General features: G+C 67.4%; 4 protein-coding genes. All 4 read left to right on the top strand.

Features of this window, described 5'->3' with window-relative positions:
- Positions 1-218 precede the first annotated feature (218 nt).
- Positions 219-4265 carry a phosphoribosylformylglycinamidine synthase gene (gene purL / locus EO156_RS12315; protein WP_016850863.1) on the top strand — a complete coding sequence of 1349 codons (4047 nt, stop codon included), beginning with the start codon at positions 219-221 and terminating at the stop codon, positions 4263-4265.
- Between the two features lie 662 nt (positions 4266-4927).
- Positions 4928-8077 (top strand): YadA-like family protein, encoded by a 3150-nt coding sequence (locus tag EO156_RS12305; RefSeq protein WP_029829432.1) that lies wholly within the window; start codon positions 4928-4930, stop codon positions 8075-8077.
- Between the two features lie 102 nt (positions 8078-8179).
- On the top strand, positions 8180-10075 hold the full coding sequence (locus EO156_RS12300; RefSeq protein ID WP_016850496.1) for a S8 family peptidase: 1896 nt from the start codon (positions 8180-8182) through the stop codon (positions 10073-10075).
- A gap of 538 nt (positions 10076-10613) precedes the next feature.
- Positions 10614-15986 (top strand): ESPR-type extended signal peptide-containing protein (locus tag EO156_RS12295; protein WP_126936749.1); only part of this gene is annotated, 5373 nt, incomplete at its 3' end.

Raw genomic sequence — 15986 nt, 5'->3', positions numbered from 1 at the left:
CCGCGCACCACGGAACGCTTCACACGCGCCTCAACGTCCATAACACGCTCTAGTCGCGTCCTTCATGCTGGCCGGTGCAACGTGCGCGCATGGGGCGGCGACAAGGGTCCCGCCTGACGATTCCCATTCCCGAGTCCCGCCATCGCACGCGCAGTCCGGCGTCGATTCATCAGCTCCGTTACAATCTGCGGCCCCGTTTCTGACACGGTTCCCCGGACATGATGGTCCTCGAGGGCGCTTCCGCCCTTTCGCCGTTCCGCCGCGCTCGGCTCGAAACCCGCCTGCAAACCCTCGTTCCCGCGCTGCGTATCACTGGCGCCTGGCACGTGTACTTCATCCGTCCCGAGGCCGGGCAATCGCCCGACCAGGCCACCATGCAGCGGATCCTGCAGGCCAACGCCGCGCCCGCCGAGCGCGATGGCGATGCCTCCTCGCGCTACGTGGTGCCGCGCCTGGGCACCTTGTCGCCGTGGTCGAGCAAGGCCACCGAACTGGTGCGCGGGGCTGGGCAGCCGATCCAGCGCGTGGAGCGCGGCACCCGCATCGATCTGGCCGGCTGGCCGGACGACGCGGCTGCCCAGGCCGCCGTGGCCAAGTTGCTGCACGACCCGATGACGCAATCGCTGCTCGGTTCGGCCGCCGCTGCCGAAGCGCTGTTCAACGTGCCCGACCCGGGCCAGCTGCGGCGCGTGCCGCTGGATGGGCTGGAGCAGGCCAACCGCGACCTGGGCCTGGCGCTGGCGCAGGACGAGATCGACTACCTGCGCGAACGTTTCGGCGCGCTGGGCCGCGACCCGGCCGACGTCGAGCTGATGATGTTCGCCCAGGCCAACTCCGAGCATTGCCGGCACAAGATCTTCAATGCCAGCTGGACCATCGACGGCAAGCCGCAGGAGCGCTCGCTGTTCCGCATGATCAAGCACACCCACCAGCAGACCCCGCAGCACACCTTGTCGGCCTACAGCGACAACGCGGCGGTGGTGGAAGGCGTGCCGGCTGCGCGCTATCGCCCGGATCCGGCCACCGGCCAATACCGCAGCGAAGCGGTGCTGCCGTCGGCGTTTGCGATCAAGGTAGAAACGCATAACCACCCGACCGCGATCGCACCGTTCCCCGGCGCGGCCACCGGTGCGGGCGGCGAAATTCGCGACGAAGGCGCCACTGGGCGCGGCGGCAAGCCCAAGGCAGGCCTGACCGGGTTTTCGGTCTCTCACCTGCGCATTCCGACCCTGCCGCAGCCCTGGGAAGCGCCGCGCGCGCTGAACCCGCGCATGGCGCCGGCGCTGGACATCATGCTCGACGGCCCGCTCGGCGGCGCAGCGTTCAACAACGAATTCGGCCGGCCGAACCTGCTCGGTTACTTCCGCAGCTTCGAGCTTGCCGAAGGCCCGGGCCTGACCCGCGCCTACGACAAGCCGATCATGCTGGCCGGCGGCCTGGGCGCGATCGACCGCAACCAGGTGGAAAAGCTGCGCCTGCAGCCGGGCGATGCGGTGATCGTGCTCGGCGGCCCGGCGATGCTGATCGGCCTGGGCGGCGGTGCGGCCAGTTCGGTGGCGGCCGGCGACAGCGCCGAGGCGCTGGATTTCGCCAGCGTGCAACGCGAAAACCCGGAAATGGAACGTCGCTGCCAGGAGGTCATCGACCGCTGCGTGGCGCTGGGCGTGGACAACCCGATCCGCTGGTTCCACGACGTGGGCGCGGGTGGTTTGTCCAACGCCATCCCCGAGCTGCTGCACGATTCGGGCGTGGGCGGCATCATCGACCTGGGCCGCGTGCTCACCGACGACCCCTCGCTGTCGCCGCTGGAATTGTGGTGCAACGAATCGCAGGAGCGCTACGTGCTCGGCGTGCCGCAGGCGCGCCTTGAAGAATTCGCCGCCATCTGCGCCCGCGAACGCTGCCCGTTCGCCGCCGTCGGCGTGGCGACAGCCGAGGAGCGGCTGGTGGTGGGCTATGGCGTCCTGGACGCCGGGAATCGGGAATCGGGAGTCGGGAGTCGTAACGGCACGCTTGTGGCTGCCGACACCGCTTCACACCATTCCCCATTCCCGACTCGCGATTCCCAGCTCCCGATCGATCTGCCCATGGACGTGCTGTTCGGCAAGGCGCCGAAGATGCATCGCGATGCGGCGCATCCGGGTGCGCCGCAATGGCCGGTGCTGCAGACCGCGTCGCTGGATCTGCAGCAGGCGGGCCTGCGCGTGTTGGCGCATCCCACCGTGGCGTCCAAGAGCTTTCTGGTCACCATCGGCGATCGCAGCGTTGGCGGTCTGACCGCACGCGAACAGATGATCGGTCCGTGGCAGCTGCCGCTGGCCGATTGCGCGATCACGCTGGCCGGTTTCGATACCTTCGAAGGCGAAGCGATGTCGATCGGCGAGCGCACGCCGCTGGCGCTGTTGAATGCCGCCGCATCTGCGCGCATGGCCGTGGGCGAAGCGATCACCAACCTGTGCGCCGCACCGGTGCAGACGCTGGACAGCATCAAGCTCTCGGCCAACTGGATGGCCGCCGCCGGCCATAGCGGCGAAGACGCGTTGCTGTACGACGCCGTGCGCGCGATCGGCATGGAGCTGTGCCCGGCACTCGAACTGAGCGTGCCGGTGGGCAAGGATTCGCTGTCGATGCAGGCGCAGTGGCAGCTCGGGAATGGGGAATCGGGAATCGGGAATGGTGAAACGCCGCAGCCCTCCGCTTCCACCATTCCCGATTCTCCATTCCCTATTCCCGGTGAAACGCTGAAAAGCGTTTCGCCGGTCTCGTTGATCATCAGTGCGTTCGCCCCGGTTGGCGATGTGCGCACGCAGCTGACGCCGTTGCTGCGCAGCGGTGAAGAGAGCGAGTTGTGGTTGATCGGGCTGGGAGGCGGCAAGCAGCGGCTGGGCGGGTCGGTGCTGGCGCAGGTGTATGCCGACGACACCGCGCTGCCGGCGTTCGGCGGCGAGGTGCCGGATCTGGACGATGCGCAGCGGCTGCGCAGCTTCTTCGAATTGATTCGCGACGCGCGCGACAGCGGGCTGTTGCTGGCGTATCACGATCGCAGCGATGGCGGTGCGTTTGCTGCGCTGTGCGAGATGGCGTTTGCGTCGCGGCAGGGCCTGGATATCACGCTGGATGCATGGGGCGACGATGCGTTCCGCAGCCTGTTCAACGAAGAATTGGGCGCAGTGGTGCAGATCGCCAGCGAAGACCGCGCCGCGTTCGCCGACCTGGTCGAGCGCCACGCATTGACCGAATGCGCGCAGCGCATTGCACGCCCCACCGGCACGCCGCGCATCCGCGTGAGCGGGCAGGGCCGCGTGCTGGCCGAATGGCGCTGGGAAGAGCTGTTCGATGCGTGGTGGTCGGTGACCCATGCGCTGCAGAAGCTGCGCGACAACCCGGACAGCGCCGATGAAGAACGCGCCCTGGCGCGTGATTTCAAGGCGTCAGGCCTGCGCCCGAAGCTGGTGTTCGACCCTTCCGACGATGTCGCGGCGCCATTCGTGGCCACCGGCACGCGGCCCAAGGTGGCGATCCTGCGCGAGCAGGGCGTCAACGGGCAGATCGAAATGGCCTACAACTTCGAGCGCGCCGGTTTCCGTCCCTACGACGTGCACATGAGCGACCTGATCGAGGGCCGCGTGGACCTGAGCGCGTTCGTGGGCTTTGCGGCGTGCGGCGGTTTCAGCTACGGCGACGTGCTGGGTGCAGGCCGCGGCTGGGCGACATCCATCCTGGAGCGCTCGGCGCTGCGCGACGCGTTCGCCGCGTTCTTCGCACGCAGCGATACGTTCGCGCTGGGCGTGTGCAACGGATGCCAGATGCTCAGCCAGCTCAAGGACATCATTCCCGGTGCCGAGCATTGGCCGCGCTTCCTGCGTAATCGCAGCGAGCAGTTCGAAGCGCGCACCGCGCTGCTGGAAGTGGTGGAGTCGCCGTCGATCTTCCTGCGCGGCATGGCCGGCTCGCGGATTCCGGTGGCGGTTGCGCATGGCGAAGGCCGCGCAGAGTTCGATAGCGCCGTGGACCAGGCCGCCGCACGCGTGGCATTGCGTTACATCGATGGCGACGGTGCGGTGGCGTCGCAGTATCCGCTCAATCCGAACGGTTCCCCCGACGGCATCACCGGGCTGACCAGCAGCGACGGCCGCGTCACCATCCTGATGCCGCATCCGGAGCGCACGCCACGCAGCGCAAACCTGAGCTGGTACCCGGTCGACTGGGGCGACGACTCGCCGTGGCTGCGGATGTTCCGCAACGCGCGGGTGTGGTGCGGTTGATGCCGTGCGGCTGATCGGCAGCCGCTGACGCATGACCCGACGGCCGTGTGCAGCGATGCACACGGCCGTTGTCGTTTAGGCCGGCGCGCTGAATCTGCAATCGAAATCGGTTGCAGATTCGTCGCGTGCTGCCGCTACCACTACATGCGCGCGACGCGATGACCGGTCTCCGTTGCAAAGCCATGCGGGTTTGCCGACCTCGCCAGCATCGGGCGCACGCGACCGGTAGCGTTTGTGGCGCGCTCGAATCAGGCGACGGAGCGGCTCGATGGCGATGGTCGCTCGATCAGCCAAGTGCGCGTCGTAATTCTTTTCGAGACTCATTTCGCGGTGGCAGCGAATGGGACTAAATAATTAATCGGCACTTGGTAATCTTTAAATAACTAAAAAAAAGTATTAGTTATTTATTCCGTATGACCGATTGCGCGCTATGTGTGACGGCAATCGCATCTGAGGATTGGGTTTTTCAATAAATTCATTTGGCGTTATCGATCTTTCGATCGCTGCATCTTCTTTTTTTTACTGTTTCGAATCTTTTGCGGTGAAAAACTCCATCGCTGAAGCAAGTGCGCGCGATTATAAAACCTCAGGGGGACCGTGCGATCTGTTCGTGCGGTGGTCGGTTTTTTACACACCAGACCAAAATGGGGAGTCAGGCGTTAATGAAGCGAATTTATCTGGAGGCTGGTCGCGAGTCTTGTGCTCACGACCAAACGGTGCCGCGTGCTCGCGCGGTGGGAAACACGCAGGGGAGACTGCCGCGCGACCATGCAGGCGGAGTGCTGGCCACGGCAGTGGCGATCGTATTGCTCGGCATGGCCGGGGCGGCCGGTGCCGCGACCACACCGGCTGCAGCGATCACGCAGTGCCAGGCGATCGATGGCAGGCGACATTGCCCGGGCGAGGCCGGCACGGTAGCTCAGAGCGCTACTGCAGGATCGAACGGTAGCCCGACGCAAGTGGCTGCGATACCCGCCGCCGATGCGCAGATCCCGGCATTCGCGGACGGTGAGGATGCGCTGGCGCTGGGCAATGCGAGCAATGCGCTCGGCGATGGGACCATGGCATTGGGCGGCGGAAGCCTGGCCTTGGACCGCGACGCGACCGCGATCGGTCATAACGCTGCGGCCGCGGGAGAATCGTCGATTGCCCTCGGCGGCGTTGCGACCGTGTTCGATTACGATGCCAACGGCTTCGTCGTCGGCCAACGCGAACAGGCCACGCAGGCGTCAGGCGTGGGCGCCACAGCAGTGGGCGGTGGTGCGCTAGCGGGCACGCCGTATGCCAGCGCCATCGGCAGCGGCGCCAGCGCCAGTGGCGTGCAGAGCACGGCGCTGGGGTACCGCGCACAGACCTCCAGCGACGGCGCCACCGCCGTGGGCGGGCTTTCCAGCGCCAGCGGCTTTCTTTCCACTGCTGGCGGTTATTCCTCGCGCGCCAGCGCAGACACCTCGACCGCGTTCGGTTACAGGGCGCGAAGCGACGGAGCCAGTAGCGTCGCAGTTGGCGACACCTCGTTGGCCAGCGGAGCGCAGAGCGTTGTCGTTGGCGGCGTCAGCAACTTCGGCTCGATTACCGCGGCGACCGGTCTTGGCGGTATTGCGCTGGGCTCGGGTGCGCAGAGCCAATCCGATTATGCGATTGCCATTGGCTACGATTCCAACGTGTTTCCGAACGCGCCCGGCAATACCGATGCGGTGGCGATCGGGCACAGCGCCGGTTCGTTCGCACCACGCACCGTGTCGTTGGGCGGCTTTGCCTTGGCGTCGGGCGATGGCGGCATCTCGATCGGCCATGACAGCACCGCTTACAACGAAAATAGCGTGGCGCTGGGCGCGCGTGCCACGACCTCGCGGTTCAATGGTGACAGCACGGTCGTTGGCGCGGACGCGCAGGCCAACGGCGTGGACGCAGTGGCGATCGGTTACGGCGCAAAGGTGGGATCCTGGGTCGACGATGCCTGGAATCGTTCGGCATCCAGCGCGGTTGCGCTGGGTGCGCACTCCTATGCGTTTCGCAGCAACACGGTATCGGTCGGCGACGTGCAAGCCGGCTTGACGCGCCAGATCACCAGCGTTGCCGCCGGTACCGAAGCCACCGATGCGGTGAATGTGGCCCAGCTCGACACGGTGCGCGCCGCCACCTCACGCATCGATGGCTATCTGGCAGTGACGCCGGCCACCACGGACGCCACGGCGGCATCTGCGCAGGGGCAGGGCGCCATGGCGCTGGGTGGCGCGAGCAGCGCACTCGGCGCATCTGCCATCGCGGTGGGCTTCAATGCCTCCAGCGTTGGCCAGAGCAGTTCTGCGTTGGGTAGCCTTGCGGTTGCTGCCGGCGAGCGCAGCGTGGCGGTTGCTTCCGGCAGCCGTGCCGCGGCCACCGGTGCCAGCGCGCTGGGGGCGGACAGCAGCGCCAGCGGCGTGAACAGCACTGCGATGGGCCGGCAGACCAATTCTATCGGCGAAAACGGCGTTGCGCTGGGCTACAACGCGTTCGTGCGCGAAAGCGGCAGCAATGCCGTGGCATTGGGTGCGAATGCCGGTGCCAGCGGTGCCGATTCGGTGGCCCTGGGCTCGGGCTCGCGCACCTACGATGCCAATACGGTGTCGGTGGGCAGCGGCAACGGTCGCGGCGGCCCGGCCACGCGCCGTATCGTCAACGTAGGCGCTGGCACGATTGCCAGTGCCAGCACGGATGCGATCAATGGCGGCCAGTTGTTCCAGTCGCTGAGCAATGCGGCCAGCTTCCTTGGCGGCGGTGCGGCGATCGGTGCGCAAGGCGTGTTCGTGGCGCCGACCTATGTGATCCAGGGCGCCAGCTACAACAACGTCGGTGCGGCACTGACGGCGTTGGACAGCAAGGTCAGCGAGCTGGATGCACGCAGTGGCGGCACTGCCGCCGGCACCGCCGCACGCACCGCATCGCTGCGCACCGCAACGGTGCCGGCAGTGGCGGCAACTGCGGTCAGCGATGTGTCCAGCAATGTCGCAAGCACTGCGAGCGATGTAACGGCCTCTGTGCAGGGCACGCCCACCGCCGCAATGGACGGCAGTATCACGCCGGCAGCCACGTCCACGGCGGTCGGCACGGCAGCAGTGGCCAACCACATCACCGGCACGGCGATTGGCGGCAGCGCGTATGCGCATGGCCCCAACGACACCGCCATCGGCAGCAATGCGCGCGTCAATGCCGATGGCAGTACGGCGGTGGGCGCCAACACGCAGATCGCGGCGGTGGCGACCAATGCCGTGGCGATGGGTGAGGGCGCGCAGGTGACGGCCGCGTCCGGCACTGCGATCGGCCAGGGCGCACGTGCCACGGCACAAGGCGCGGTGGCGCTGGGTCAGGGCGCGGTTGCCGATCGTGCCAACACGGTGTCGGTGGGCAGCGTGGGCGGTGAGCGTCAGGTGGCCAACGTGGCTGCCGGTACGCGTGCCACCGATGCGGTCAACAAGGGCCAGTTGGACAGCGGCGTTGCCGCTGCCAACAGCTACACCGACAGCCGCTACAACGCGATGGCCGACAGCTTCGAAAGCTACCAGGGCGATATCGAAGACCGCCTGCGCCGGCAGAACCGTCGCCTGGACCGTCAGGGCGCGATGAGCTCGGCGATGTTGAACATGTCCGCCAGCGTGGCCGGTATCGCTTCGCAGAACCGCATCGGTGCCGGCGTCGGTTTCCAGAACGGCGAGTCGGCGTTGTCGGTGGGCTACCAGCGTGCGATCAGCCCGCGCGCCACCGTCACCGTGGGCGGCGCGCTCAGCGGCGACGACCGGTCGGTTGGGCTGGGCGCCGGTTTCGGCTGGTAGCCGCAGCACGGCCACGCGGTTGCATGCATTCCCGCCGCCCATTGCCGGGCGGCGCGCTTTCTTCGTCATGCCCTTTCGCACTCACCTCGAAGGAATCCCATCGTGATCCAGAGCTCTTCTACGCAGGTCCTTGTGCTTGCCTGCTGTGTCCTGGCTGCGTCGTGCAGTACAGCGTTGGCCGCCAACGCCAACGCCAACGCCGATGCGGCAGCGGCAGCGGCAGCGGCCAGTGCCCAACGCCAACAGGCCATGGCCAATGCGCCGGTCGACAGAATCATCGTCCGCTACCGCAGCGGGCAGGTCGGCACCGCGCGCGATATCGGCCGCACTGCCTCGGCGACAGTCGGTGCGGCCGCTTCGCGCGCATCCGTCCGTCTTGCGCCTGCCGCACGCACCGGTGCCACCGCAGCGCCAACCTATCTGCGCACGCTTGCCGCGGGCGGCGAATTGATCAAATTGCCGGCCCAGCTCAGTCGCGCCGATGCCGACCGTCTTGTGCAGGAATTGAGCGCAGACCCGGACGTCGAATCGGCGCAGGTGGATCTGCGCATGTATCCGCTGCAAACCAGCGGCGCATTGCCGAACGATCCGCTGCTGCAAACCAATCAATGGCATCTCATCGACCCGGTGGGTGGCATCGACGTCGCGCAAGCCTGGAAAACAACGCAGGGCGAAGGCGTCGTAGTGGCGGTACTGGATACCGGCATCCTGCCCGATCACCCGGATCTGGCCGGCAATCTGCTCACCGGCTACGACTTCATCACCGATCCGTTCTTCTCGCGTCGCGCCACGGCCGAGCGTGTGCCCGGCGCACTGGACCTCGGCGATTGGATTGCCGAAGACGGCGACTGCGGGCTGTTCTCGGTGGCCAGCGACAGCAGCTGGCACGGCACGCACGTGGCCGGCACGGTTGCCGAAGCCACCAACAACGGCATTGGCGGGGCAGGCGTCGCCTACAGGGCGAAAGTGCTGCCGGTGCGCGTGCTCGGGCACTGCGGCGGGCAACTCTCCGACATCTCCGATGCCATCGTCTGGGCGTCCGGCGGTCACGTCGATGGCGTACCGGACAACCGCGATCCGGCCGAAGTGATCAACCTGAGCCTGGGCGGTGGCGGCGCATGCGGTTCGGCGATGCAGGCCGCGATCAATGGTGCAGTGGCGCGCGGCACCACCGTGGTGGTGGCGGCGGGTAATTCAACTGCCGATGTATCGACGGCTGCTCCCGCCAACTGCGCCAATGTGATTGCCGTTGCCGCCACGCGCGCCACCGGTGCGCTTGCCGATTACAGCAATTTCGGCCGTCAGATCGATCTGGCCGGCCCGGGTGGCAGTTCGATGTTCTTCGCCACCAACGACGGCCCGATTCGCAGCTTCGTTTGGCAAACCCTCTACACCGGCAAAACCACGCCGACCTCCGGGCAGTTCACCTATGGCGGCAGCGACTTCGCAGGCACCTCGATGGCATCGCCGCATGTGGCCGGCACCGCCGCATTGGTGCAGAGCGCATTGATCGCCGACGGCAAACCGCCGTTGTCGCCGGCCGCAATGGAAAATTTGCTCAAGCGCACTGCGCGTGCATTCCCGGTGTCGATTCCGGTGGCAACGCCGGCCGGCGCCGGCATCGTGGATGCCGGAGCCGCGGTTGCCCGCGCGTTACGTCGCTGCGATCGGGGCGATGTGGGGTGCCAGGTGGATGCGCAGCCACTGCGTAATGGCGTGGTCCAGAGCGGCATCTCCAATCTGTCGGGCGATGCGGGCGTGTTCACGTTCCAAGCGCAGGCGGGTGCGGTGCTGAGTTTCATCAGCTTCGGCGGCAGCGGCCAGGCGGAGTTGTACGTGGCATTCGGACGCGAGCCCACTGCCACCGACAACGACGGCGCGTCCACGCGTCGCGGCACCAGCCAGACGGTGCGCTTCACCGCGCCGCGTGCCGGCACCTACATCCTCAAGCTGGAAGGCAGCGGTTTCGACGCGGTGAACCTGCTGGCGCGCCAATGATCCGACACGCAGTCGTCGGTTCGGCAGGATCGTCATTTCCTTGGCGGTGAACGCCTGAAACACGGCTGCTCCGCGCGCCGATGGACGGCGCATGCGGGCTGCGGGGCGAGTTGGCCGCAGATCTGACCCGCTACCTCCTGCATTTTGCGCAACCAAGCCCGCTGGCGTCCTGCCAGCGGGCTTTTTTGTCCTTTCCAGTTCCGCCTATTCAGCTCCGAAATGTCTCGAAGGACATGATCTAGGTCGCTGTTTTCCAAAGGTTTATCAAAAATCTAATAAAAGCAAGCATAAGTGTGATCAAGCGCGCACTTCTCTTCGCTTTCTGTCAAAAACTTGACGCCTGAAATGACGACTGTTAACACTCCGCTCAGTTCTATGGTTGGGTAGCGTTCACTTTTTGACTATCCAGGACGCAGGCGCAAGCCGCCCGCCGCAAGGCCCATAGCGCGAACAACTGCGGTGAATTGCAGGCTGGAACGCCTTCCGCCGCTGGGCGTTCGCCAAAAAACCAGTCCAACAACTCAGGAGTCGTGCGTCGATGAATCGGATTTATCGCAAGGTCTGGAACAAATCGCTTGGTGTGTGGGCCGTCGCCTCGGAATTGGCCAGCGGCGACAGCCCCGGAGCGGTTGCCTCAGCCGCGTTCATCGATCGCCGTCAGAGCCTGGCACTCGCGGTCGCCATCGCTCTGGCGCTAGGTGGCGCCGGATTGGCAACGCCGCTTCCTGCCAATGCGCAATCGGTCGAAGTGGGCCGCGGCGCAGCGGCGCCGGCCAGCAGGGCCACCGCCATCGGCGGCAATAGCCACGCCAGCGCCACCGGCGCCGTGGCCACCGGCGCCGACAGCAGCGCCAGTGGCGTCAACAGCAGCGCGATCGGTCGCCAGACCAATGCGATCGGCGAAAACGCCGTGGCCATCGGCTACAACAGTTTCGTGCGCCAAAGCGGCGAAAACGGCGTGGCGCTCGGCGCCAATGCGGGGGTGACCGGCGCAAATTCGGTGGCGCTGGGCGCAGGCTCGCGCACCCACGAAGACGACGTGGTGTCGGTGGGCAGCGGCAATGGCCGCGGTGGCCCGGCCACGCGCCGCATCACCAACGTCACTGCCGGCGTCAATGCCACCGATGCGGTCAACGTTGCGCAGTTGCGCGACGTGGCCGATGTGGCCGAAGACACGGCCACATTCTTCAAGGCGACCCCGGGCGAAGACAGCGTCGGCGCCTATGTCGAAGGCGACAGCGCGCTGGCCGCCGGCGATGCCGCCAATGCCGTGGGCACGGCGACCACCGCGCTGGGAACCGGCGCCAATGCGGTGGCCGCCAATGCCACCGCGGTCGGCGCCAATGCGCTGGCCTCGGGCCAGAACAGCGCAGCATTCGGCCACAACGCACAGGCCAATGGTCCGGCGAGCGTGGCCGTGGGCGGCGCTGCAGTGGACGAAGACGGCAAGCCGTTGGTCACCAACGGCGGCGTGCCGGTCACCACCGGCGCCACCAGTGCCGGCGTCGGCGGAACCGCAGTCGGCGCCAGCGCCAATGCCGATGGCTTTGCGGCCTCGTCGTTCGGCGTGGGTGCATACGCCGCAGGCGCGCAGGCATCTGCGTTCGGTGCGGTCGCCAATGCGGGGGGCGATTACGCCACTGCGGTTGGCACCCAGACCAGCGCCAGCGGCACCAGCAGCACTGCAGTCGGCGGCCCGGTGGACCTCATCCCCGGTCTGGGCTTCTTCGTGCAGACCCAGGCCAGTGGCGAAGCCTCCACCGCGCTCGGCGCCGGCGCGATTGCGTCGGGCACGTACACCACTGCGGTCGGCACGCTGAGCGAAGCCTCCGGCACCGAAGCCACCGCGGTGGGTTACTTCGCCTATGCGCCCGGCGAAGGCGCAACGGCCGTGGGCCCGGAATCCTGGGCCAGCGGCGAACTGAGCACGGCGCTGGGGTATTACAGCACTGCCCGCGGCGCCAATTCGGTTGCGTTGGGTGCCAACTCGGTCGCCACGCGCGCCAACACCGTGTCGGTGGGCGCAGCCGGCGATGAGCGTCAGGTCACCAACGTCGCCGCCGGCACCGAAGGCAGCGATGCGGTGAATCTCGACCAGCTCACCGCAGTGTCCGAGGTTGCCTCCACCACCGCGCGCTCGTTCGTCGCCACCGGCGAGGGCGCTGCGCTTGCCCAAGGCGTCGACAGCGTCGCGGCCGGTTCCAACGCATCGGCCTACAGCGACTACAGCACCGCGCTGGGTTCCAGCAGCGCGGCATCTGCGCAGGGTGCAACTGCCGTTGGCAGTGGCGCCAATGCCACCACCGACAACGCCACGGCAGTCGGCTTCAACAGCACCGCGGTCGCGGAAAACACCACGGCGCTTGGCGGCAACAGCAGCGCCTCTGGCGATGGCAGCACCGCGGTCGGCGGCGCAAGCCAGGCCACCGCCAGCGGCGCGACGGCGCTGGGCTACGAGAGCATCGCCAATGGCGCAGACTCCACGGCAGTGGGTGCGGGTAGCGTGGCATTCGGCGACACCAGCACCGCCGTGGGTGGTGCAAGCGTGGCCTTCGGTGCCGATAGCGCGGCCTTCGGCGCCAATGCCGCGGCCGGTGGCACTGCATCCACCGCGATCGGCGCAAACAGCAGCGCCTTCGGCGAGCGCACCGTTGCGCTGGGCGGCGCCAGCAACGCGTCGGGCGATGACAGCATTGCGCTCGGTGCAAGCAGTCAGGCCTCTGCGCTAGGCACCACGGCCGTCGGCAGCAATGCCAACGCCAGCATTGCCAATGCCACTGCGGTCGGTTTCAACAGCAGTGCCGGCGATGACTACGCCACCGCACTCGGCGGCGACAGCAACGCATCGGGATATTTCAGCACCGCCGTGGGCGGCACCAGCATCGCCAATGGGCGTGGTGCAACGGCGATCGGCTACGAAAGCATCGGCAATGGAACTGCATCGACCGCGCTGGGTTTTGCCAGTGTGGCGTGGGGTGACGGCGGCACCGCCATCGGTACCGAAAGTCTCGCCTACGGTGACGACAGCACGGCAGTGGGCGCGAATGCGGCTGCGGCCGATACCGGCTCGATTGCGGTGGGCACCTACGCAAATGCATTTGGTCCGCGTGCCATTTCGCTCGGCGGCCAATCCAGGGCGACCGGCGATGAAAGCATCGCACTGGGTTGGGAAGCCAGCGCATTCGGTACGCAGAGCGTCAGCCTGGGCGGCGGTGCGGTGGCATCTGCCGACAACAGTGTCGCGCTGGGTGCAGGTTCGATCGCCGATCGCGCCAACACGGTGTCGGTGGGTGCAGCCGGCACCGAGCGGCAGATTGCCAATGTTGCTGCGGGCACGGAGGGCGCCGATGCGGTGAACCTGGACCAGCTCAACGCCGTGGCTGGCGCCGCTGAAAACACCGCGCGCCTGTTCGCCGGCACCGGCACCGGCACAGCCGATGCGCAGGGCGAAGACGCGACCGCCGCTGGCTCCAATGCCACGGCCGATGGCGATTACAGCAGCGCGTTCGGGTCCAGTAGCCAGGCCACCGCCATCGGTGCGGTGGCGATCGGCAGCGGCGCCAGCGCCACCGCGCAATACGCCGATGCGGCCGGTTACAACGCAGCGGCCAGCGGCTTTGGCAGCGTGTCCAATGGCGCCTTCAGCCAGGCCAGCGGCGACTATGCCGTGGCCGTGGGTGGCGAAAGCGAAGCGGCCGGTGCGCAGAGCACCGCGCTTGGTGCCGCCGCCGGTGCGTATGGCGATGGCTCGCTGGCGGTCGGTGCGCTGAGCCAAGCGCAGGGCAGCGAATCCACTGCCATGGGCTATTTCGCCAGCGCCAGCGGCGAATCGGCCACCGCCGTCGGCGCGGAGAGCGTTGCCAACGGCACCAGCGCCGCGGCGTTCGGCTTCGGTGCCGAGGCGACGTCCAACTACTCCACCGCGTTAGGTGGATATTCCAGCGCCAGCGGTTTCAACAGCACCGCGCTGGGTAACTTCAGCACCGCCAGCGGTTCGAACACGGTGGCCGTGGGTGGTGATGCCGCCGCCACGGGTGCCTACAGCATCGCCGCGGGCCAGGGCAGTGTGGCCAGCGGCTACAACAGCGTGTCGGTTGGTGGTGCCTTGCTCGGCCTGTTGCCGACCGAAGCCTCCGGCGATTACTCCACCGCAGTGGGCGGCGCGGCATGGGCACCGGGTCTCAACAGCACGGCGCTGGGCAATTTCGCCGAGTCCACCGGCGAAAGCAGCGTGGCCTTGGGCGCCGACTCGGTGGCCGATCGCGACTTCGCGGTGTCGGTGGGCAGTGCCGGCAACGAGCGTCAGATCACCAACGTGGCGGCCGGCACGCAGGGCACCGATGCGGTGAACCTGGATCAGCTCAACGCCGTTGCCGAAGCCGGTGCAGCCACGAGCAAATACTTCCAGGCCAGCGGCAGCGCCGATAGCGATGCAGGTGCCTACGTCGAGGGCGAAAACGCGCTGGCGGCAGGCGAGGGTGCCAATGCCACCGGTACCGGCACCACCGCATTGGGTGCGGGCGCGCAGGCAGTGGTGGACAACGCCACAGCCGTAGGCGTGGGCGCATTGGCTGGCGGCACCGGCGCGGCAGCGCTGGGTAACAATGCCCAGGCGGTGGGCGAAAACAGCAGTGCGGTCGGCAGTAACGCGTTGGCCAGCGAGATCGGCGCCACGGCGAATGGTGCCGGCGCGCAGGCGATTTCGACCTACACCACTGCACTGGGCAGCGAAGCGGTGGCGTCCGACAATCAGGCCATCGCTGCGGGTTTCCGCAGTACCGCGTCCAATGTCGGTAGCGCTGCCTTCGGTGGCTACAGCGAATCGACCGGCCGCCTGTCGTCTGCACTGGGCTATGGCGCGGTCGCGTCGAGCGATTACAGCACTGCCGTCGGTGCCGTTGCGTTGGCCTCCGGTGCCAGCGCGGTCGCCGTTGGCGAATTCAGCGAAGCCACTGGCGATGAGAGCGTGGCCGTCGGCGGCAGCACGTTCTTCGGGTTCATCCCGGCACGGGCCTCCGGCACGGGCGCAGCGGCATTCGGTGCCGGTGCCTGGGCCACGGCGGACTACACCACTGCCATCGGCTGGAATTCCTATGCCGACGGCGTCAATGCCAGCGCGTTGGGCCAGAGCGCAGCGGCGCTTGCCGACAACACCCTGGCGTTGGGTGGCGGCAGCCGCGCTGATGCAGTCGGTGCCAGTGTGGTCGGTGTGGATGCCTCGGCCACCGGCATCAACAGCACCGGCGTCGGTCGTCAGGTGAATGCCATCGGCGAAAATGCGGTGTCGGTGGGCTACAACTCGTTCGTGCGCCAGAGCGCGGTCAACGGCGTGGCACTGGGTGCCAATGCTGGTGCGACCGGTGCCGATTCGGTGGCATTGGGGTCTGGCTCGCGCACCTACGAAGCCGACACGGTGTCGATCGGTAGCGGCAATGGCCGCGGCGGTCCGGCCACGCGCCGCATCGTCAACGTCAGCGACGGCCAGGCGGCCACCGACGCGGTCAACAAGGGGCAACTCGATGCCCTGGCGGCCGATGTGCAGACCACCAGCGGCATGCTGAAAACCACCGGCGACGGCGTGGCCTCGGCCACCGGCGATCGCGCCACGGCGGCAGGTGCCGGCGCCACCGCCAGCGGTGCACGCAGCGTGGCGGTTGCTTCCGGCAGCCGTGCCGCGGCCACCGGCGCCAGCGCGCTGGGGGCGGACAGCAGCGCCAGCGGCGTGAACAGCACTGCGATGGGCCGGCAGACCAATTCCATCGGCGAAAACGGCGTTGCGCTGGGCTACAACTCCTTCGTGCGCGAAAGCGGCAGCAATGCCGTGGCATTGGGTGCGAATGCCGGTGCCAGCGGTGCCGATTCGGTGGCCCTGGGCTCGGGCTCGCGCACCTACGATGCCAATACGGTGTCG

The sequence above is a fragment of the Xanthomonas sp. DAR33341 genome, from assembly GCF_003992815.1.
Lineage (GTDB): Bacteria > Pseudomonadota > Gammaproteobacteria > Xanthomonadales > Xanthomonadaceae > Xanthomonas > Xanthomonas cissicola.
Note: the sequence above shows the minus strand (reverse complement) of the source record. Positions and strands in the feature narration are given on the sequence as shown.